The 20,930-nt window shown below is 67.9% G+C and carries 19 protein-coding genes; 6 read left to right on the top strand and 13 right to left on the bottom strand.

Going from position 1 to position 20,930, the window contains the following annotated elements; all coding sequences use genetic code 11:
• Positions 1 to 114: 114 nt before the first annotated feature.
• From V3B30_RS13060 to V3B30_RS13085, 6 genes are read right to left on the bottom strand one after another with little or no spacing between them, the layout of a single operon-like run.
• Positions 115 to 1,110: a phosphatidate cytidylyltransferase gene (locus V3B30_RS13060; protein ID WP_087923789.1), complete on the bottom strand. Its 996-nt coding sequence runs from the start codon at positions 1,108 to 1,110 to the stop codon at positions 115 to 117.
• Complete coding sequence (locus tag V3B30_RS13065; protein WP_087923790.1) at positions 1,107 to 1,736, bottom strand: lysophospholipid acyltransferase family protein; 630 nt, start codon at positions 1,734 to 1,736, stop codon at positions 1,107 to 1,109. Before V3B30_RS13065 ends, V3B30_RS13060 begins: the two co-directional genes overlap by 4 nt.
• Before the next feature lie 13 nt (positions 1,737 to 1,749).
• Positions 1,750 to 2,187, bottom strand: coding sequence for a hypothetical protein (locus V3B30_RS13070; protein ID WP_262083571.1), 438 nt, complete (start codon positions 2,185 to 2,187; stop codon positions 1,750 to 1,752).
• A complete protein-coding gene (locus tag V3B30_RS13075; protein WP_262083626.1) occupies positions 2,184 to 3,485 on the bottom strand; it encodes a phosphatase PAP2/dual specificity phosphatase family protein in 1,302 nt (433 codons plus the stop codon). Before V3B30_RS13075 ends, V3B30_RS13070 begins: the two co-directional genes overlap by 4 nt.
• Positions 3,486 to 3,508: 23 nt before the next feature.
• Positions 3,509 to 5,260: a bifunctional alpha/beta hydrolase/class I SAM-dependent methyltransferase gene (locus V3B30_RS13080; protein ID WP_262083572.1), complete on the bottom strand. Its 1,752-nt coding sequence runs from the start codon at positions 5,258 to 5,260 to the stop codon at positions 3,509 to 3,511.
• 31 nt (positions 5,261 to 5,291) lie between these two features.
• Complete coding sequence (locus tag V3B30_RS13085; RefSeq protein ID WP_100474108.1) at positions 5,292 to 5,909, bottom strand: CDP-alcohol phosphatidyltransferase family protein; 618 nt, start codon at positions 5,907 to 5,909, stop codon at positions 5,292 to 5,294.
• A gap of 208 nt (positions 5,910 to 6,117) precedes the next feature.
• Between V3B30_RS13085 and purH the strand changes: the two genes are divergently transcribed.
• Entirely contained in the window at positions 6,118 to 7,701 is a 1,584-nt protein-coding gene (purH, locus tag V3B30_RS13090) for a bifunctional phosphoribosylaminoimidazolecarboxamide formyltransferase/IMP cyclohydrolase (RefSeq protein WP_262083573.1), read from the top strand.
• 61 nt (positions 7,702 to 7,762) lie between these two features.
• Positions 7,763 to 9,046: a phosphoribosylamine--glycine ligase gene (gene purD / locus V3B30_RS13095; protein WP_100474110.1), complete on the top strand. Its 1,284-nt coding sequence runs from the start codon at positions 7,763 to 7,765 to the stop codon at positions 9,044 to 9,046.
• A 146-nt stretch (positions 9,047 to 9,192) separates the two neighbouring features.
• On the opposite strand, the gene rpoH is transcribed toward purD, so the two are convergent.
• Complete coding sequence (rpoH, locus tag V3B30_RS13100; RefSeq protein WP_049424102.1) at positions 9,193 to 10,068, bottom strand: RNA polymerase sigma factor RpoH; 876 nt, start codon at positions 10,066 to 10,068, stop codon at positions 9,193 to 9,195.
• A gap of 358 nt (positions 10,069 to 10,426) precedes the next feature.
• Here rpoH and V3B30_RS13105 point away from each other — a divergent pair, with 358 nt between their 5' ends.
• From V3B30_RS13105 to V3B30_RS13115, 3 genes are all read left to right on the top strand, one after another.
• The gene (locus V3B30_RS13105; protein ID WP_100474111.1) at positions 10,427 to 10,819 is read left to right on the top strand and encodes a BlaI/MecI/CopY family transcriptional regulator; all 393 of its coding nucleotides are present in this window, start codon (positions 10,427 to 10,429) and stop codon (positions 10,817 to 10,819) included.
• Positions 10,816 to 12,345 (top strand): M56 family metallopeptidase, encoded by a 1,530-nt coding sequence (locus tag V3B30_RS13110; protein ID WP_262083574.1) that lies wholly within the window; start codon positions 10,816 to 10,818, stop codon positions 12,343 to 12,345. Before V3B30_RS13105 ends, V3B30_RS13110 begins: the two co-directional genes overlap by 4 nt.
• Positions 12,346 to 12,476: 131 nt before the next feature.
• Entirely contained in the window at positions 12,477 to 14,012 is a 1,536-nt protein-coding gene (locus V3B30_RS13115) for a serine hydrolase domain-containing protein (protein ID WP_262083575.1), read from the top strand.
• 37 nt (positions 14,013 to 14,049) lie between these two features.
• Here the strand turns inward: V3B30_RS13115 and ung are convergent, their stop codons facing one another.
• The 6 genes from ung to rhlB all read right to left on the bottom strand — a co-directional run bounded on the left by ung (position 14,050) and on the right by rhlB (position 20,032).
• Positions 14,050 to 14,763, bottom strand: a complete 714-nt coding sequence (gene ung / locus V3B30_RS13120; protein ID WP_262083576.1) for a uracil-DNA glycosylase — start codon at positions 14,761 to 14,763, stop codon at positions 14,050 to 14,052.
• Positions 14,760 to 15,602 (bottom strand): response regulator, encoded by an 843-nt coding sequence (locus V3B30_RS13125; RefSeq protein ID WP_049424094.1) that lies wholly within the window; start codon positions 15,600 to 15,602, stop codon positions 14,760 to 14,762. Before V3B30_RS13125 ends, ung begins: the two co-directional genes overlap by 4 nt.
• Before the next feature lie 7 nt (positions 15,603 to 15,609).
• Complete coding sequence (ftsX, locus tag V3B30_RS13130) at positions 15,610 to 16,557, bottom strand: permease-like cell division protein FtsX (RefSeq protein ID WP_262083577.1); 948 nt, start codon at positions 16,555 to 16,557, stop codon at positions 15,610 to 15,612.
• 3 nt (positions 16,558 to 16,560) lie between these two features.
• A complete protein-coding gene (gene ftsE, locus V3B30_RS13135) occupies positions 16,561 to 17,247 on the bottom strand; it encodes a cell division ATP-binding protein FtsE (protein ID WP_014648630.1) in 687 nt (228 codons plus the stop codon).
• Between the two features lie 99 nt (positions 17,248 to 17,346).
• On the bottom strand, positions 17,347 to 18,090 hold the full coding sequence (locus V3B30_RS13140) for a class I SAM-dependent methyltransferase (RefSeq protein WP_262083578.1): 744 nt from the start codon (positions 18,088 to 18,090) through the stop codon (positions 17,347 to 17,349).
• 238 nt (positions 18,091 to 18,328) lie between these two features.
• Positions 18,329 to 20,032, bottom strand: a complete 1,704-nt coding sequence (rhlB, locus tag V3B30_RS13145; RefSeq protein ID WP_262083579.1) for an ATP-dependent RNA helicase RhlB — start codon at positions 20,030 to 20,032, stop codon at positions 18,329 to 18,331.
• Between the two features lie 509 nt (positions 20,033 to 20,541).
• On the opposite strand from rhlB, the gene trxA reads away from it, so the two are divergent.
• Complete coding sequence (gene trxA, locus V3B30_RS13150; RefSeq protein WP_005411275.1) at positions 20,542 to 20,871, top strand: thioredoxin; 330 nt, start codon at positions 20,542 to 20,544, stop codon at positions 20,869 to 20,871.
• Positions 20,872 to 20,930 lie beyond the last annotated feature (59 nt).

Here is a 20,930-nt window from a genome sequence, read left to right on the forward strand (position 1 = left end):
TTGGGGCGGGCGGGGGCCGTCAACCCCATCTACCTTTACGAGTCTGGCGTCTGCCGGCCAGCGGCCGGCACTACCCGTAGATCCACGCCATGCGTGGATGCCGCCCCGGCAGAATCAGCCGCCTCCGCCTGCCTTCCAGTAATACCGCACCACGTGGAAGAACACCGGGGCGGCGAAGCACACCGAATCGAGCCGGTCGAGCATGCCACCATGGCCCTCGATCATGTGGCCCCAGTCCTTGATGCCGCGGTCGCGCTTGATCGCCGACATCACCAGGCCGCCCCAGAATCCCATCAGGTTGATCAGCAGCGACAGGCCGAACGCCTGCAGCGGCGTGAACGGGGTGATCCACCACAGCGCCGCGCCCAGCGCACTGGCACTCAGCACGCCGCCCACGAAGCCCTCCACGGTCTTCGACGGCGACAGCTTCGGCGCAATCAGGTGCCTGCCCAGCAACTTGCCCCAGATGTACTGCAGCACGTCCGAGGACTGCACCACGATCACCAGGAAGGCGAACAGCAGCACGTTGCGCGACGGGTCATGGCCGGGCACGTGCAGGTTCAGCAGCAGCGGCACGTGCGAGATGCAGAACACGCAGATCATCAGCCCCCACTGCACCTTCGCCGTGCGCTCCAGGTAGTGCGTGGTGTCGCCACCGATGGTCGACAGGATCGGCAGGAACAGGAACGCGTACACCGGGATCAGAAGCGTGTACATGCCGTACCAGTCGATCCACACCAGGTAGTACTGCCAGGGCAGCACGATGTAGAACGCGGCCAGCAACGCGTAGTAGTCCCCTGAGCGTGTCGGTGCCAGGGTGATGAACTCGCGCAGCGCGAACAGCGAGATGATCGCGAACAGCACGATCACGCCGGCACGGCCGAAGAACAGCGCCAGCCCGACCACGATCGCCATCACCCACCAGGCACGGATGCGTGAAACCAGGTTGGCGATCACCGCACTGGGCCGACCGCGCTGGCGCCAGCGCAGGGTCTCGGCCACCAGCGTGGCCAGCACCAGCACCGCACCGACACCGGCAAACAGCAGGCCGGTCTGCTGGCCTACGCTCTGCGTTGCCAGATCGCCAGATACATCCAACACGAAACTCATGCACGCCCCCCGTTCGGCGCCAGGTCCAGCAGCGCCTGCCGGCTGCGGGCCAGGAAGGCCGCCTTGTCCTCGTCGGCCTGCAGCCGCAGCGGCGTGCCAAAGGTGGCCGTGCACAGCAGCGGCAGCGGCAGGAACCGCCCCTTGGGCATCACCCGCTTCAGGTTGTCGATCCACACCGGCACGAACTCCAGCTCCGGCCGTTGCCGCGCCAGATGGTAGATGCCGCTCTTGAACGGCAACAGCGGCTCATCGCCCACATTGCGGGTACCTTCCGGAAACAGGATCAGCGAGCAGTCTTCGTCCACCGCGTCACGCAGCACCTGCAGCGGGTCCTGCCGGCGCTGGCCGGCCTCGCGTTCAACCAGCACGCCGTTGAACACCGCGTCGATCAGGTAGCGGCGCAGGCCATCGCGCTGCCAGTATTCGGCCGCAGCCACCGGGCGCACCTGGCGCCGCAGTGCTGGTGGCATCGACGACCAGATCAGCACGAAGTCACCATGGCTGGCATGGTTGCCGTAATACACGCGTCGTTCGCTGGACGGCGCGCAGCCGATCCACAGCGCGCGGGCGCCGGTCACCACATGGATCGCGCCACTGCAGGCGCGGGCAATCAGCTCGGCGAACATTGGTCCCTCCCGTTCACGTCTGCGGCCACAACACGGCCAGCACCAGCAGTGCGAACTGCACTGTGGTCAGCAGGTATTGGCGCAGCAGCAGGCGGCGCATGCCGGCCCAGCGCGCGTCCCAGCCGCGCAGCGGCGCATCGGGCGCCGCGCGACGCAGGCCACTGTCGTGCAGCAGCTGATCGGTGCGGCGCGCAGCGGCTTCGCCGTCCAGGCCCTCATCGCGCAGCAGCTGCAGCAGGCTGGCATCCAGCCCGACCCTCCACGCCTGGCAGGCCTGTGCGATACCCACGGCAACACTGATCAGCAACAGGCCGGCAGCGATCATCGCCAGCCCCGGCTCGATGCCGAGCAGCAGCAACGCCACCAGCAACAGGCCCAGCGACAGCAGCGCCGGCCAACGCCCCTGCCGCAACAGCAACTGCATGGTCGCCAGATCGGGGGCCCTGCTCATGCGCGCGCTCCTGCAGCAGTGATGGCCTTCAGGTGCGCTGCGCCCAACACGATGCCGGGGCGTGCACCACGCACGATCGCCACCGCCGCGTCCGCGTCGGCCACACGACCACTGCGCAGCAGCCAGGTCGCCACACTGGCGGCGCTGCGCGAATAGCCCAGCGCGCAACAGACCAACAGTGGCCCCTGCATGCGCAGGCGCTCGATGGCCTCGGCCGCCGCGCGCAGCTGTTCCGGCGTGGGCACCACCAGGTCCAGCATCGGCACGCTGGCATACGCCGCGCCCGATGCACGACAGGACAGTTCAGCACAGGTATCGACCACGCCGACCAAGGGTGTTGGCAACGCAGCACAGGGAATGCGCCCCAGCCACACGCCATCCATCACCGGCACCGGCTGCGGCGCACGTCGCGTCCACAGCCGCGAATTGATCCAAGCCGCGCCCAGGTACGGCGCCAGCAACCAGCGCGCCGCCATGGTCAGCCGCCCATCGGCGCGCTTCTGGAACACCGCCGTGCCCAGCCCGGCATAGGCCAGCGCCACCAGCAGCAGCGACACCACCGGCCACAGCAGCCACAACGCCACACTCCGCAGCAGGATCACCGGCACCATCAGCACAGCGGCCCCCAGCAGGTACAACCCCGCCAGGCGCCAGCGCCCGGCATCACGTGCCGTGCGCCATGCACGCAGCGGTGGCGTGCCCTGCTCCGGCCACAGCCAGACGCACAGCCAGCCGGCCAGCAGGCCGGTCGGGATATCGATGAAGTGATGCTGGAACGTGGTCAGTACCGAAACGCCGATCAGCAGCGCCCACCCATGCAGCACCCAGCGCCACGCACCGTGCAGGTATTGCGCGAACTTCACCCACAGCACGATCAGCAGCACAATGTGCAGCGACGGCGCCTGGTTGAACGGCTTGTCGAAACCCAGCAGCACGTCGAACAGCCAGCCAAACACACCGCCAATCTCCGGCCGCTGGAAGCTGAAGCGCAGCGGCCACAGCAGGAAGCAACTCACGGCGATCAGCTGTGCACTGAACAGCCGCAGCGCGTGCCGGTCCAGTTCGAGGCGCTGCCGGCACAGGAAGAACGAGACCGCGTAGAACAGGTCGATCGACCAGTACGGCACGATCGTCCACGGCACGAACGGGATATGCGCCTCCCACGCGAACGCCATCACCGGCAGCGTAGCGTGGCGGCCGGCCATCCAGTTGGCGAAGCCATAGCTGGCGAAGAAGAACGGGCCCAGCAGGGCCAGCCACAACAGGGCGCGCCGCCAGGGGCGCCCCTCTGCGGCCAGCGGGGATGCGGCGAGCGTCGCCATCACGCGGTCCGGCGCGCCAGCGACACGGTGAAGATGCCGAAGTCGTCGATACGCTGCGCCACCTTCTCGAACCCGGCCAGGCGCACCAGCTCATCCATTTCCTGCTGGGTACGACGGCGCATCACCCACGCGGCGCCACCCCGATGGCTGGTAAGCGCGCGGGCGATGAACTCCAGCTGCGGGTGCCAGGGCTGGCCGGTATAGGCCAGGTAGCCGCCCGCCGGCACCGTCGCGGCAATGCCCTGCAGCGAGCGCAGCACCGCATCGTTGTCGGGGAACAGCTCGTACAGGCCCGATACCACCGCCAGCGTCGGTGCCGGGTCGACCTTCGCCAGCTGCACCGGGTCGAACGCATCGCCCTGTTCGAAGCGGGCGATGTCGGCCGCCCCCAAGCGCTCGATCAAGGCCTGGCCCTGGGTGACGTTCAGATCGCTGAAGTCACGCAGCACGATGCGCTCGGCGCGCTGTTCGCCCTGGCCCAGTGCTTCCAGCACATAGCGGCCATGGCCAGCGGCCACGTCCAGCACGCGCACCGGCGTGCCCTGCCCGCGCAGGCGCTGGGCAGCATCGCGCAGCAGTTCCTGCAGGTGCTGGCCACGCACGCGGATGCCGCGCCAGCCGATCGCGTCCAGATAATTGCGGTCGACCATGCGACCCAATGGGCCCTTGCCGCGCGCTTCATCGCGGTAGATGTAGTCGAGCGTGCTGCCCGAATCGAAACCGGTCTGCAGTCCCAGCGCGATGCCTTCAGAGAGCGTGCCGCCGAAGCGCAGGCCGCCACGTACCACGCGCCAGCGCAGGTCGGCCAGGCTGTTGCGCTCCGGTGGCCAGGCCAGGATCTCCGATTCCTCGAAGGTCGGCCCATGGCGGTGCGCATCGCGCCGTGACAGCTCACGCAGCGGTTCGGCGAAACGCGCCTGGATGAAGCTGCGGATGCGCGCCAGTGCCGGCGCCCGATCACGTTCGCCCAGCGTGTCGTGGAAGAAGCCCGGCAGGTGCACGCGCTCCTTGACCGGGCTGGACAGGCGCTCGTAGAAGCGGTCCTGCGGGCCACGATGCACGACGAAGTCCGAGCCGGACACCAGCAGCTGCACCGGCACACTGATCGCCTGCGCATCGGCGACGATGCGGTCGGCGGCCTCGTACAGGCCCAGCAGTACGCGCACCGAGATCGGCCGGGTGATCAGCGGATCGGTGCGGTAGCTTTCCACCCGCGCCGGGTCATGGGTCAGCCACTGCGGCTTGACGTAGCTGTTGACGAAGAAGTTGCCACGCAGCTTCTGCATCAAGGCCAGGCCCGGGCGTGCGAACGGCACGTACAGCTTCACCTTGAACGCCGGCGAAGCCATCACCAGCGCGCGCAGGCGCGGTGCGTAATCGTGCACCCAGGTCGCGGCAACCACCGCTCCCACGCTTTGCGCGATCACCACGATGTCCTGCACCGCGATGCCATGCTCGGCGCCGATATGGGCAATGAAGCTGTCCAGATCGCGCACCAGCGCCGGGAAGCCCTGTGCATCGCCACGTGCGCCCGGCGAACGGCCATTGCCACGCGCGTCCCAGGCGAAGAAGGCGGTGTCGGGCAGGTCCAGCTCATCGACCAGGTGGGTGACACGCCCGGAGTGCTCGTGGCCACGATGCAACAGCACGATGGCCTTGGTGGCCGGGGTGGCGGTGGTGCCCGCCCAGTACCGGTAGAACAGCGGTACCTGGTCGAAGCTGTGGAATTCCCGTTCCTGCGCCTGGCGCATGCAATCTCCTGATTGTCTTTTTGTATCTTGATTAATTCGGCGAAACCGCCGCTTCCCGCAGTCCACGACGGACGCGGTTGATCATCGTCAGCACGCACAGCACCGCCATGGCCGCGGCCACGCCAGTGACCGTCATCGCGCCACCCCACTCAAACGCCAACAGCAGGCCCAGCGCACCGATCACGAAGGCGCGATCGCTCTTGCCCATCGGGCCGTCATAGCGGCGGCTGGCGCCGACCATCAGCCCCAGCACCCCGGCGTACTCGCTCAGCGCCGCGGTCCAGGCCAGCAGCCACAGCGCCTCCGGGCGCACGCCCGGCACGCTGAGCAGGCTCAGGTACAGCGCGGCGTCGGCGATCACATCGCACAGCTCGTTCAGATAGGCGCCCAGCCGCGACTGCTGGCCGAACTCGCGGGCCAGCATGCCGTCCACGGCGTTGAGCGCCATGCGCAGCAGCATCCACAGCGGCAACAGCAGGTACAGCAGCGGCTGGGCCGGCGCGCAGCACCACACGGCGGCGGCCACCAGCAGCGAGACCCCGGCAGCGGCCACGGTCACCGTATTGGCGGTGATCCCCATGCGGTACAGGCCGCGTACGGCCGGACGCAACAGGTCCTGGAAACGTCCTTTCAATGCATAGATCGACATGATCCGTACCCGCTGATCCTTGGCAGTGCGGGCACAGCCTACCCGATTGGGGCAGCCGGCCCCATCCTGTTGCCTGCGGGCCACTCCGGCCCGGCTGTGCTGAAGGCGGCCGCAGGGCCACCGGCGCGGGCCGATTTTCCCCACCGGCGCCCGCCACCGGCCCCCACCGCCTACAATATCGGCCCCGCTCCGCTGCCGATTCTGTCCCATGACTGCTGATCTGTTGCCCGTCCGCCGGGCCCTCCTCTCCGTTTCCGACAAGACCGGCCTGGTCGAGCTGGCCACTGCGCTGGCGGCACGCGGCGTGGAGCTGCTGTCCACCGGCGGCACCGCCAAGGCGATCCGCGATGCGGGCCTGGCCGTGAAGGACGTGGCCGACGTCACCGGCTTCCCGGAAATGATGGACGGCCGGGTCAAGACCCTCCACCCGATGGTGCACGGCGGCCTGCTGGGCCGCTCCGGCCTGGATGACGCAGTGATGGCCGAGCACGGCATCGGCGCCATCGACCTGCTGGTGCTGAACCTGTATCCGTTCGAATCGGTCACCGCCAAGGCCGATTGCACCCTGGCCGACGCGGTCGAAAACATCGACATCGGCGGCCCGGCCATGCTGCGCTCGGCGGCCAAGAACTTCGCCCGCGTGGCGGTGGCGACCGATCCGTCGCAGTACGCCGAACTGCTGGCTTCGCTGGACGCCAACGACGGCCAGCTGTCGGCCACCACCCGCTTCGCGTTCTCGGTGGCCGCGTTCAACCGCGTCGCCCAGTACGATGCGGCGATCAGCAACTACCTGTCGGCCGTCACCGCCACCGACGCCGCGGTACCGGCGCGTGCCGAGTACCCGGCACAGATGAACGCCACCTTCGTGAAGGTGATGGACCTGCGCTACGGCGAGAACCCGCACCAGAGCGGCGCGTTCTACCGCGATCTCTACCCGGTGCCGGGCACGCTGGCCACCTTCCAGCAGCTGCAGGGCAAGGAACTGAGCTACAACAACCTGGCCGATGCCGATGCAGCGTGGGAATGCGTGCGCCAGTTCGACGCGCCGGCCTGCGTCATCGTCAAGCACGCCAACCCGTGCGGCGTGGCTGTCGGTGCCGGCAACGGCGATGCCTACGAGCTGGCCTACGCCACCGACCCGACCAGCGCCTTCGGCGGCATCATCGCTTTCAACAAACCGCTGGACGCGGCCACCGCCAAGGTGATCCTGGACCGCCAGTTCGTCGAAGTCCTGATTGCCCCGGACTACGAGCCGGCCGCGCTGGAATACGCGCAGAAGAAGGCCAACGTGCGCGTGCTGCGCATCCCGCACGGCGACGGCCTGAACAACTTCGACAGCAAGCGCGTCGGCTCTGGCCTGCTGCTGCAGTCCTCGGACAACCGCGGCATGACCCGCGATGAACTGAAGGTGGTGAGCAAGCTGGCGCCGACCGACAAGCAGTTCACCGACCTGCTGTTCGCCTGGAAGGTCGCCAAGTTCGTGAAGTCCAACGCGATCGTCTACGCCAAGGACAACCGCACGATTGGCGTGGGCGCCGGCCAGATGAGCCGCGTGTACTCGGCCCGCATCGCCGGCATCAAGGCCGCCGACGCGAACCTGGTGGTCGAGGGTTCGGTAATGGCCTCCGATGCATTCTTCCCATTCCGCGACGGCATCGACGCCGCCGCTGCCGCCGGCATCAAGGCGGTCATCCAGCCGGGCGGTTCGATGCGCGATGCCGAAGTGATCGCCGCTGCCGACGAACATGGCCTGGCCATGGTGTTCACCGGCGTGCGCCACTTCCGCCATTGATCCGCATTACGAAGCCGGGCCCTGCCCGGCTTTTCTTTTCCGCACCCGAGAACCCTGTCCCATGAAGATCCTCGTCATCGGCTCCGGCGGCCGCGAACACGCCCTGGCATGGAAGCTGGCCCAGTCCTCCCGTGTCACTGAAGTGATCGTGGCGCCCGGCAACGCCGGCACCGCCAGTGAAGGCAAGTGCCGCAACGTGGCGGTGAAAGTCACTGACATCGACGGCCTGCTGGCGCTGGCCCAGGCCGAGGGCGTAGCGCTGACCGTGGTCGGCCCGGAAGTACCGCTGGTGGCCGGCGTGGTCGACCGCTTCCGCGCCGCTGGCCTGCGCATCTTCGGGCCGACCGCCGCTGCCGCGCAGCTGGAAGGCAGCAAGGCTTACGCCAAGGATTTCCTGGCCCGCCACAACATCCCCACCGCGTTCTACGCCGTGCACAGCGACGTGGACGCTGCGTTGGCGTACGTGCGCGAGAAGGGCGCACCGATCGTGGTCAAGGCCGATGGCCTCGCCGCCGGCAAGGGCGTGATCGTCGCGATGAGCTTGACCGAGGCCGAAGACGCGGTGCGTGACATGCTCTCCGGCAACGCGTTCGGCGATGCCGGCGCCCGCGTGGTGATCGAAGAGTTCCTCGACGGCGAGGAAGCCAGCTTCATTTCGATGGTGGACGGCGTGCATGCGCTGCCGATGGCCACCTCGCAGGACCACAAGCGCGTCGGCGACGGCGACACCGGCCCCAACACCGGCGGCATGGGTGCGTACTCGCCGGCCCCGGTGGTCACGCCGGAGGTGCACGCGCGGGTGATGCGCGAAGTGGTGAACCCGACCGTGCAGGGCATGATTGCCGACGGTATCCCGTTCACCGGCTTCCTCTACGCCGGCCTGATGATCGACGCCAGTGGCGCGCCGAAGGTGATCGAATTCAACGTGCGCTTCGGCGACCCGGAAACCCAGCCGGTGATGCTGCGCCTGCAGTCGGATCTGGTGGAGCTGGTGGAAGCGGCCATCGATGGCCGCCTGGACCAGGTGGAAGCACACTGGGATGCGCGCCCGTCGCTGGGCGTGGTGATGGCCGCCAGGCCGTACCCGGAATCGCCGATCACCGGTGACGTGATTTCCGGCCTGGACGAGGTGCCTGCCAGTGCCAAGGTGTTCCATGCCGGTACGGCATTGGATGCGCAGGGCCAGGTGCTGAGCGCCGGCGGCCGCGTGCTGTGCGTGGCTGCGCTGGGCGACAGCGTGCGCGACGCGCAGGCCAACGCCTATGCCGGCGTGGCCAAGGTCAGCTGGGCCAACGAATTCCACCGCAACGACATCGGCTGGCGCGCGATCGCACGCGAGGGGTGAGGCAGGCGCGGCGTCAGGACATCCACGCATCGCGTGGATCTACTGGTTCTGCAGCAGGGGGAGATGCACGCCATGCGTGGATTGAACACCCGAAAAGAAAGGCCCGGCAGTGCCGGGCCTTTTCATTGCTTCAACGCCGTCCCGCCTTACGCGGTGAACAGCGCCTTCATTTTCTTCAGCGCGTTCGCCTCGACCTGGCGGATGCGCTCGGCCGACACGCCGTACTCGTCGGCCAGCTCCTGCAGCGTCACCTTGCTGTCGGCATCCAGCCAGCGGCGGCGGATGATGTCGCGCGAACGCGCATCCAGCTCGGCCAGGCCTTCGCGCAGCAGCTGCATCTGGTTGTCTTCACTGTCGGCACGTTCGTAGGCCATCGACGGGTCTTCGTCGTTGGCGACCAGGAACGCAGCCGGCGACGGCGGCGCGTGTTCGTTGTCCTCGTCGGCCGGCGCATCGAAACCGATATCGCGACCGGACAGGCGCGACTCCATTTCCATGACCTCGCGCTCGGACACGTTCAGGTCCTTCGCCACCGCGCTGACCTCAGCCGCGTTCATCCAGCCCAGGCGCGTCTTCGACTTGCGCAGGTTGAAGAACAGCTTGCGCTGCGCCTTGGTGGTGGCGACCTTCACGATGCGCCAGTTCTTCAGGATGAACTCGTGCATCTCGGCACGGATCCAGTGCACGGCAAAGGAGACCAGGCGCACGCCCATGTCCGGGTCGAAGCGCTTGACCGCCTTCATCAGGCCGATGTTGCCTTCCTGGATCAGGTCGCCCAGGGCAAGGCCGTAGCCGTTGTAGCCGCGGGCCACATGCACCACGAAGCGCAGGTGCGAATGCACCAGCTCGCGGGCAGCGTCCAGATCGTTGCCGTCGCGGAAGCGACGGGCCAGGTCCTGTTCGTCATCGACCGACAGCACCGGGATCTGGTGCACGGCACCGATGTAGGCGTCCAGCGAACCGAGCGCACTGGGAATCGGGAGATTGTTTGCCACAAGGGCAGTAGAGGTGTTCTGGCTCATAGGCACCCATCTTAGCAGTCCGGGATTTGGACTGCTAAAGGAGGAAAAAGTTCCGGCATCCTATTGATGCAACACTGGTCCCAAACAGAGCCCTACCGTAGCGCGATTTGATGACAGTGGCGAGCACGCTTTTCGGGATTCACAATCCCTTGGAATTCAATCAATTAACTGCCGGAAACCGGCGATTTCCGGTCAAGCGGAGCTGAACGGGCCAGCCTGGAGGTCCATTCAGGCCTGGAGACGTTGCCGGGTGTTCAGGCCCGAAGGCTGAGGGTCGCCCCCTTTACTACTAAGAAACCCGTTGACAGCCATCCGGCGACATGCTCCGATGCATCAACTAATTCATACGTAGAAGCACATGGCCCGTCCTGTCTCGCAGACTCCCACCCCCGCCGAGCAGGCCATCCTGGACATCCTCTGGGACAAGGGCGAAGCGTCCGTGCGCGAAGTGGCGGATGTGCTCGGCGAACACAAGCCGGTCGCGTACACCACGGTGCTGACCATGTTCAACGTGCTGGCGAAGAAAGGCTTCGTCAGTCATCGCCAGGAAGGTCGCGCCTACATCTACCACGCCACGCTCAGCCGCGAGCAGGCCCGCCGGCAGGCGCTCGACCATCTGCTGCATCAGTTCTTCGACGGCTCACCGAACGTGTTGGCACAGCACCTGGTGGACGAACGCGAAATCGACCGCAACGAACTGCAGGCACTGCAGCAGCGCATCAGCGATGCCAGGGCCGGGAGGAAGGAATGAACCTCATCGACATGGCGATGGCACTGGGCCTTCGGCAGTTGCTGTTGTCCGCAGTTGTGCTGCTGCCAGCGCTGTGGCTGGCACGGCGGCGGGCCCTCAGTGCCGAACAACGCTCCTGGCTGCTGACAGCAGCGATGGCAGTGGCACTGCTGTTGCCGCTCAGCGCCTTCCTCCCGGGCTGGTCGACCACCCTGCCCGCACCGGCACCGCCCGCGGCCGCGTTCCACCCCATGCCCGGCGAAGGGGCAACGACGGAAGAGGCCATCTTCGAAGCCGGACGGCAGCCCGACATCTACTACGTTGAACTACCGAAGACCCTGCCGACGGTGCTTGCACTGCTTTGGCTGCTGGGCACCCTGTGGCTGGGCATGCGCCTGCTGGACGCGATGCTGCACGCGCGCCGGCTGCGGCAGCTGGCGCAACCGGCGTCCGCCGGATTGCGCGCGGTCCTGGCCGACATCGTGCCCGCCCACGTGACGATCGCCACCTGCGCCGTCGACGGGCCGATGGTCGTCGGCCTGTGGCGCCCGCAGATCCTCCTGCCCCGCCCCTTGCTGGCACGGCTGGACAACAACGTGCTGCGCGACATCGTCCGCCACGAGGTTGCACACCTGGATCGACGCGACCTGTGGACAAGCACGCTGCTGCGGGCGGGAACAGCACTGTTCTGGTGGAATCCACTCCTGCACCTTGCCCAGGCACGCCTGGCGGTACTGCGCGAAATGGCCTGTGATGCACGCGCTGCGATGCAGGCACGCGAACCGCTGGACTATGCAGGTTCGCTGCTGGCCAGCATCGAACAGCTGCAGGCTCTGCGCGAAGAGGCACCGACACTTGCACTGGGCATGTTCAGTGCACGCAGCCAGCTGGCGCAGCGCATCGATCAGCTGCTGGACGCCGCGTCGCAGTCCCCCCGGCGCCGCAGCCTGTTGATGCTGGGCCTGCTGCTTCTGCTGGCCTGCACCGGCACCGCGGTGGCTGTCTCACCACGACTCGCCTCACCACCGGTTGCCAGCTCCTCCGATACGCGCGTCAACACGCTGCTCCAGGCCGCCAGCACGCATGACGTCGCGCAGGTCCACGCGTTGGCGGCGGCCGGCGTCGATCTCGATGCGCGCGTGCTCGGCGACGGCACGGCGCTGATCCAGGCCATCCGCGCACGCGATCCGGCGATGGTCGACGCCCTGCTGCAGCTGGGCGCCGACCCCGATCGTGCCGCGCTGGGCGAAGGCAATCCATTGATCGTCGCCTCCGCGCTGGGCCTGCAACCCATCGTCGAGCAGCTGGTGCAGGCCGGTGCAGACGTCAACCGGGTCGTGACCTATGACGAGACGCCGCTGATCAATGCCTCGCGCGAAGGGCATCTGGTCACCGTGCAGTACCTGCTCGCGCACGGCGCCGACATCAACCTGGGCGTGGAAGCCGACGGCTGGCTGGGGCGCTGGCGGACACCGCTGAACCAGGCTGGCAACGCGGCCGTGCGCGATTACCTGCTGGCGCAGGGCGCCCGCCGCGAACGACGCTGACGCCGCCGCCGCATCGCCTCCTGCGCTGCGGCGGCAACCCGTTCCACCCGCAACGACCGGACGCGGCAGGCGTGCGTGGCAACGCGTGTGCCGATCCCGCCCGCTCTTCCACTCCTGCAAGGATGTCGATGATGAACCGACTGTTGCTGTGTTCGCTGCTGGTCTCCCTGACTCCGTTCCACGTGATGGCCACTGACGCCAGTGCTGAAGACCCTGCGCGCTTTGCCCAGGCAATGGCCCATGGCCTGCGCCCCAGCACCGCGCAGCTGGGCGCCGCGCTGCCGCAGTGGTCGATCGAGGAACGCCTCGCCCACTACAAGATACCGGGCGCTGCCGTTGCGGTGATCCGGAATGGCCAGGTGGTATACGCCGCTGGATTCGGCCTGCGCCAGGCGGGCACGCGCGATGCGGTGGATGCCGATACCGTGTTCTCGGTCGGCTCGGTCAGCAAGATGGGCGCTGTAGCAACCACCCTGAAGCTGGTTGCCGCCGGCACAGTCTCGCTGGAAGAGAACATCGACCTTCGGCTGCGTCGCTGGCATGTGCCTGCCGATGCGCAGGGACTGCACCCGCAGATCAACCTGCGCATGCTGCTCTCGCACACCGCCGGCTTCAATGTGCATGGCTTCCAGGACTACCAGCCTGCCGAACGCTTGCCGACCTTGCTGCAGACACTGGATGGACTGGCGCCTGCGAAGAATGAACCGATACGCCTGATCCACGCGCCCGGCCAGCAGGTCGACTATTCCGGTGGCGGCTACATGGTGGTGCAGCTGGCGATCGAAGACCTGACCGGCAGAGCATTCGCCGACGTCGCACGTCGCGAGGTGTTCGCGCCACTGGGCATGTCCCGCAGCAGGTACCAGAATCCCTTGCCTGCCGGCTACGGCAACGTTGCCCATGCGCACGACAACAAGGGCCTGCCGGAGGCCCTGCCACGCGGCTGGCAGAGCTTTCCAGAACAGGCGGCGTCCGGGCTGTGGACCAGCGCCAACGACATGGGCCTGTTCGTCGCAGCCCTGCTGCGCAGCATCCGCACGAAGGATGGATGGCTGCCGCAGCCATTGGCCCTGCAGATGGTCAGCGAAGTGGCGCCGGCCGGTCGTGGCCTGGGTCCGGAGCTGGCCGGCACCGGCGCCAGTCGCCGTTTCTTCCACAACGGCAGCAATGACAGCTATCACGCCGGCATTGAAGGCTACCCTGAGAGCGGCGATGGATTCGTCATCCTGACCAATGGCGACAACGGCCCCGCACTGCGCGGGGAAATCCGCAATGCCCTTTCCGATGCACTCGGCCACAATGCCAAACCAGTCATCCGCACGCTTGACCCGGCGCTTCTGCGCGACAGCTACCCAGGTTTCAGCGGTCACTTCGTACTCGATGGCGCGCTGCCGATGGACGTCCGCGGCGGTCTCGCTGACTGGTTCGAAGCCACGACGTTGGATCTACAGGCAGGCCAAGCGGGACTGGAACTGCGCCTTCCAGGACGGGATAAGGCCGTCGTGCTCCAGGCGCTGACCCCTGTTCGCTTCCTCGCCGGCAGCGTGGGCGCAGAGCTGCTGTTCCACCGTGGTGGCGACGGCACGGTCCAGGCCCTCAGCGTGATCGCCGAAGGCGCGCGTGCCTACTATCGGCGCGCGGATATCGCGCCAGCAGCGGGCCATTGATCCATCGCTGGCGGCGCCGGGCTACTGCCCGGCCCGCTCAGAGTGCCGAACGCGGCGGCAGCGACCAGTCGATCGGGGCCTGCCCGCGACGCTGCAGGTACTCGTTGGCCATCGAGAAATGGCGGCAGCCGAGGAAGCCGCGATGGGCCGACAGCGGCGACGGATGCGGCGACTTCAGCACGCGATGGCGGCGGGTGTCGATGACCTTGCCCTTCTGCTGCGCGTAGGCGCCCCACAGCATGAACACCAGCCCTTCGCGCTCGCGGTTGAGCACGTCCACCACGTGGTCGGTGAAGCCTTCCCAGCCACGGCCCTGGTGCGCACCGGCCTTGCCCTCCTCCACCGTCAGCACCGCATTGAGCAGCAGTACGCCACGCTGCGCCCACGGCATCAGGCAGCCGTGGTCCGGGCGCGGAATGCCGAGATCGCTCTCGATCTCCTTGTAGATGTTCAGCAGCGACGGCGGCACCGGCACGCCCGGCGGCACCGAGAAACTCAGGCCATGCGCCTGGCCGCGGCCGTGGTACGGATCCTGGCCGAGGATGACCACCTTCACCTGCTCGAACGGCGTGGCGTCGAACGCGGCGAAGATCTGCGGGCCGGGCGGGAACACCGCCGCGCCACCGGCCTTGCGCTGGCGCAGGAAGGCGGACAGCTCGCGCATCTGCGGCTGCAGCAGGTAATCGCCGACATGCTGCTTCCAGCTCGGTTCCAGCTGGATCGTCGGGGTGTCGGCTACTTCATCCATCATCGCAACAGAGGTCCATCGTTCAATCGGGCCAGCCGCAGCTGGAACAGCACCTTGGTAACCAGCAACCGTTCTTCGATCGGCTTGAGCACCAGGTCGTTGGCACCGGACTGCAGCAGCCCGGTCTGGTTGTGCGGATTGCCATCGCCGGTCATCACCAGCACCGGCAGGCGGCGCTTGCCGTAGCCGAAGTCCACGCGCACGCGCTGCACCACGTCGCGGCCGCTCAGTTCGCCCTTCAGGGTGACGTCGGTCAGCACCAGGTCGATGCGGTGGCGGCTGCGGCCCAGCGACTCGGCGGTCAGCAGGGTGAACGCTTCTTCGGCGCTGACCACGTGCAGCACGTTCAGTTGCTGGCGTTCCAGCATGCGCTTGGTCGCCTCGGCCACCACGCGGCTGTCCTCGATATAGAGGATGGTGGCGCCGGGAATGGTCTGCGGCTGCACGTAGCCGCGGATGAAGGTCGCCAGTGCCTCGTGGCCCAGCGCCTTGTCGAAATAGTCGGTGACGTACTCGGTGAAGCGGCGCTGCTCCAGGTGCTGCTGGGCATCGCCAGAGACCACGATCACCGGCACATAGGCCTGGCCGGCCGCTTCGCGCACCATCCGCGCCAGCGCCAGGCCGTCACCATCGCGCAGGGTCAGCGAGGTCGTCACCAGGTCCACCGGGCCCTGCGCCAGCGCCTGCTGCGCATCCTCGATGCTGTCGCAGCCGATCACCTCCACGCCCGGCAGGTCGCGCTGCAGGACGTCGGCGATCAGCTTGCGGACCAGTTTCGAACCATCGACCACCATCACCCGCGTCGCGGGCCCTTCAAGGTGCTTCAGCGCTTGCGGTTGCATGCCGGTCTCAGGTGTCGGTCGGGCGGGTCTGGCGGAGGAAGTGGCCGGTGACCAGCCAGGCGCCCAGCCAACCCAGCAGCAGCGTGCCGAGCAGGACCAGGCCGCCGTGCAGCAGGTCCAGGCCGTGCAGCACGAACGGGCTGCCGTAGCTGCGCGAAAGTTCGGCCAGCGGCACGCGCAGCGCGGCACCGGCGGCGGCGATCAGGGCCAGCGCCACCGCACCGGCGCCCAGGCCGTACCACGCGCCCAGGTACAGGAACGGGCGGCGGATGAAGCCATCGCTGGCGCCCAGCAGCTGCAGCACGCCGATCTCTTCGCGGCGGGCCTGGATGTCCAGGCGCACCGTGTTGCCGACCACCAGCGCGGCACCCACGCCAAGCAGCACCGACAGCACCTGCACCAGCCGCGCACCGAAGGCCAGCCAGGCATCCAGGCGTTGGCGCCACAGCGCATCGTGCTGCACCAGGTCGGCCTCGGGCAGGCCTTCCAGCGCACGCGCCAGGCGCGCGTCATCCTTGCCCTGGCCGGGGGTGATCACCAGCAACGAAGGCAGTGGATTGTCGTTGAGTGCGTCGATCGCCTCGCCGAGGCCGGCATCGCGCAGTTCCTGCAGGCCCTGCTCGGGCGTGCGCACGTTCACTTCGGCCACGTCGTCGCGGTCGCGCAGCTGGCCGGCCAGGCGCAGCGCGCCGGGGCCATCGACGTTGCCCTTCAGGAACACGTTGATGTCGCGCGACTGCTGCACGCTGCCGGCGAACTGCTTGAGGTTGTCCAGGGCGATCGACAGCCCCAGCGGCAACGCCAGCGCCAATGCCATGACCATCACCGTCAGCAGGGTCGCCCACGGCTTGCGGCAGGCGCGGCCCAGGCTGAACACCACGCTGTGCACGTGGTGCTGGAACCAGACACCCACACGCGAGGGGGCGGCGGCTTCGCTGTTTTCGTTCTTCGCCATCGGTTACTCCGCCAGGTCCTGCGGCGAGATGTCATCCACCAGCCGGCCGTGGTCGAGGATCAGCACGCGCTTGCGCATGCGGCGCAGCAGCGGCAGGTCGTGGCTGACCACCAGCACGCTGGTGCCGCGCGAAGGCAGCTCGGCGAACAGGGCCATGATCTCCGCCGCCAGGGTCGGGTCGAGGTTGCCGGTCGGCTCATCGGCCACCAGCAGCTTGGGCTCGCCGACGATGGCGCGGGCGATGCCCACGCGCTGCTGCTCGCCGGCCGACAGCTGCGAGGGCAGCGCCTTCTCGCGATGGCCCAGGCCCATCCGCTCGAGCACCGAGCGCACGCGCTTGCTGATGTCGCCACGGCGGGTGCCACGCAGGATCAGCGGCAGCGCCACGTTCTCGGCGATCGAGCGGTCCATCAGCAGCCGATGGTCCTGGTAGACCGCCCCCACCGCGCGTCGGTGGCGGGGCACGTCGCCGCCGCGCACCTTCAGCAGGTTGCGCTCGTCGAACACCACCGCGCCGCGGCTGGGCCGCTCGTCCAGGTGGATCAACTTGAGCAGGGTGCTCTTGCCCGCACCGGAATGGCCGGTGACGAACAGCATCTCGCCCGGCGCGACCTCGAAGCTGACATCGATCAGCGCCTCGTGGCCACCGGCGTACTGTTTGCTGACATTGTCGAAGCGCAGGACACTCATGCCCCGATTATGCAGGACCGGCGCGACGGATCGGTAGCGCCGGGCCCGGCCCGGCGGAATCTTCGATCCGCGGCTGCGCCCGCCGGGCCTTGCCGGGCGCTAGCCCTCCCTGCGGGCGTGCAGGACCACCAACGCGTTGTTGTCGCGGTATTCATCCCAGAAGCCGGCAGGCCGGCCCTGGCACTCCGCCGCCGTCGGCGCCGGCACCTGCCACTGCAGCCCGGGCAGCCCCGCGCGGGCGGCCGCCTGCTCATGCTGGTCCGCGCGCCATTGATGGTCGGTGACGCGGGCCTCGGCAGCATCGGCGAACGCGACCTCCACCAGGTGATGATCGTCCAGCGCCTGCTGCCGGACGATGCGTGCGCCGTAGCGCGAGAAGTCGCCCCGGGCCAAGCGGAAGGCCGGATGGGTGACGATGCCCAGCAGCCGTCCGCCCGGTCTGAGGACGTGGGCCGCCGCCCGGTACATGCGCTCCAGTTCCTGCAGCGTATCGGCGTGGTTGAACAGCCAGACCGCCACGGCAATATCGAAGCGGGCCGGCAGGTCCAGCCGGGTCGCGTCGCCGTGCAGGAACTGCATGGCGTCACCGCCTTGCCGGGAAAGCCGGCGCGCCTGTTCGATCATCGCGGCGGACAGATCGACACCAAGGGCACTACGTGCTCCGTGCAGCAGAAGGTGGCGGCCAAAATCGCCGGAGCCGCAGGCCAGATCGATGACATCCCGCCCCTGCAGTGGACCGGCCAGCTCCAGCAGCGTCCGGCGTTCCAGCGGACGGGATGCAGAGGCCGCCACGTGCTGCGCGTAATGCAGATCGAATGCGTCGTAACAGGGTACGGATGCCATCGCGTGAGTCCTCCGCATGCGTGAGGAGCCAGCTTGGCTGGAGGCCGGCAGGCGCAGCCAGAGTCAGATGCGACAACGTTGCGTGGCAGGCGGCTGCGCGGCATGCCGGCCATCGGCCGGCACTACCCTTGAAAGCCACCCGACCAACGGTCGGGTGCTGCCGGTCTGGCGTGGTGGGTGCCGACCGTTGGTCGGCACACCCTGGATGTCGCCCGACCAACGGTCGGGCGCTGCCGGCTCAGTTGCCCGACAGCATCCGGCGGATCTTGCGGCCGATGCGGGTCAGGAACGAATCGCCGGAGTCGGCCGCCTTGCGCACCGGCTTGGCCACCACCTGCACCGGGGTCACCGGGCTGGCACCGTTGCCGGCGTTGGCCTGCATGCCCTCGCCACCCTCGACCGGACGGCCGTGACGACGACGACGGCGCTTGCGCGGCTTGCGCTCGCCATCCACGGCACCTTCCGGCGCACCCTCGGCACGCGGCGGACGCGGGGCCTGGGCGACGGCACCTTCGGCCGGGACAGCTGCGGACTGCTCGCCTTCCACGCGCGGCTTGCGCGGGCCACGCGAACGGCGCTCGCCGCTGCGCTCACCGTCGCGACGCTCGCCACGGCCACCGCCGGAGCGGCCACCACTGCGACCACCACCACGACGCTCTTCTTCGGCGGCACGTGCTTCGCGCGCTTCACGGAAGATCTGGCCGACACTCTCGCTCTCCTCACCTTCCTCGCCAGCGGCCGGGGCCGGGCGTTCCGGGCGCGGCAGCGGGGTCAGCAGTTCCTTGGTGACCGGCTCAGACGGGATCTTCTGCTCGATGTAGGCCTCGATGTCCGGCAGGCCCATGGCGTAGCGTTCGCAGGCGAAGCTGATCGCATCACCCTCTTCGCCCAGGCGCGCGGTACGACCGATGCGGTGCACGTAGTCTTCGGCGTCGAACGGCAGGTCGTAGTTGTAGACGTACTTGATGCCATCGATGTGCAGGCCGCGCGCGGCCACGTCGGTGGCCACCAGGATCTCCAGCTGGCCCTTCTGGAAGCGGTTGAGCAGGCTCTCGCGCTTCTTCTGCGGCACGTCACCGGACAGCACGCCGACACGGTAGCCGGCCTTTTCCAGCGAACGGGCGACGCGCTCGACGAACACCTTGGTATTGACGAACACCATGGTGCGCGCGCCTTCGCTGCGCGACAGCAGGCCCAGCAGCAGCGGGATCTTCTCGTCGTCGGCCGGGAAGTAGATGCGCTGGCGCACGCGCGCGGCGGTGATGGTCTCGGCTTCGACCACCAGCTTCTGCGGCTCGTTCATGTGCTCGTAGGCCAGCTCCAGCACGCGATGGCTGAGGGTGGCGCTGAACAGCAGGGTCTGGCGGATGGTGCGTTCCGGCATGCGGCGCAGCAGGAAGCGGATGTCCTTGATGAAGCCCAGGTCGAACATGCGGTCGGCTTCGTCCAGCACGCAGATCTCGCAGGCGTGCAGCGAAACCACCTTGTGCTGCTTGACGTAGTCGATCAGTCGGCCGGGGGTGGCGATGATCACGTCCACGCCCTGCTGCAGCAGCTCGCGCTGCTTGTCGTAATCCACGCCGCCGTAGACCAGGGCGAAACGCAGGCCCAGGTCGGAACCGAACTTCACCGCATCCTTGTGGATCTGGATGGCCAGCTCGCGGGTCGGGGCGAGGATCAGCGCGCGCGGATCTTCCGGCTTGCGATCGGCCAGGGCCGGACGCGTCAGCAGGCGGTTCACGACAGCCACCAGGAAGGCCAGGGTCTTGCCGGTGCCGGTCTGGGCCTGGCCGGCGACATCACCACCGGGCAGCGCGACCGGCAGGGTCAGCGCCTGGATCGGGGTGCAACGGGTGAATCCGGCTCCTTCAAGGCCGGCCTGCAGGGCCGGGTGCAGCTCGAAGGAGGAGAAGGTCAAATCGGTCAGCGGTTTGTCGCTCATGAGTCCGTCTTGGTATGGCCGCCGGCCCGTGGGGCGGCTGGCACTTCATCGTCTAGGGGCACCGTCGCAAACTGCGGCCCCTGCGGCGGGTTGGCAGGCTGGGACCACCTGGTCCGCGCGCCGCACAATGGCCCAGTTTAACGCACTCGGGCAGGCAAACCGGAATGCGGCGTCTCACCGAACATGGAGACGCCACCTTCACCCAGCCACACCGGACTTGAACGGCCTGCCCAGGGCCGTTGGTGTCCCCCACTGCCAGCCCCATGTACAGGAAGACAGTGAAATCCGGCACATACCGGGCATCGAAGCGATCACGATACGCTGGGTTCCAGCCGGCGCCTGTCCCGGCCCTGCGATAGGGGTACACTGCCGGCCGTGAGCGTCCAGGCATCCCGCCGAACGCACCGCGGCAGTGCGCCGCGAGGCAACGACGAGGGTCGCGCCACCGGGCATGGCCCAGTTCACCCACCTCCGGCATGGCCGGGTGCAATCCAAGACGAGAAACCAAGATGAGCGACAAGGTTGTACATGTCGGCGACGCCGACTTCGATAGCGCAGTGCTGAATTCCAAGGAACCGGTGCTGGTCGATTTCTGGGCTGAGTGGTGTGGCCCCTGCAAGATGATCGCCCCGGCGCTGGACGAACTGGCCGATGCCTACCAGGGCCGCGCCAAGATCGCCAAGGTCAACGTCGACCACAACCGCGCGCTGGCCGCCAAGTACCACGTGCGTTCGATTCCGTACCTGGTCGTGTTCAAGGACGGCGAGAAGGTCGGCGAGCAGATCGGTGCGGTGGGCAAGGCCCAGCTGGCCGGCCTGCTGGACAAGGCCCTGGCCTGATCCTGCTGTTCCCGGCAGCCGCCGCCCGCGGCTGCCGGCGGGCGCCCAGCGTCCATGAT

The sequence above is a fragment of the Stenotrophomonas sp. SMYL41 genome (genome assembly GCF_036319965.1).
Taxonomy (GTDB): Bacteria; Pseudomonadota; Gammaproteobacteria; order Xanthomonadales; family Xanthomonadaceae; genus Stenotrophomonas; species Stenotrophomonas maltophilia_R.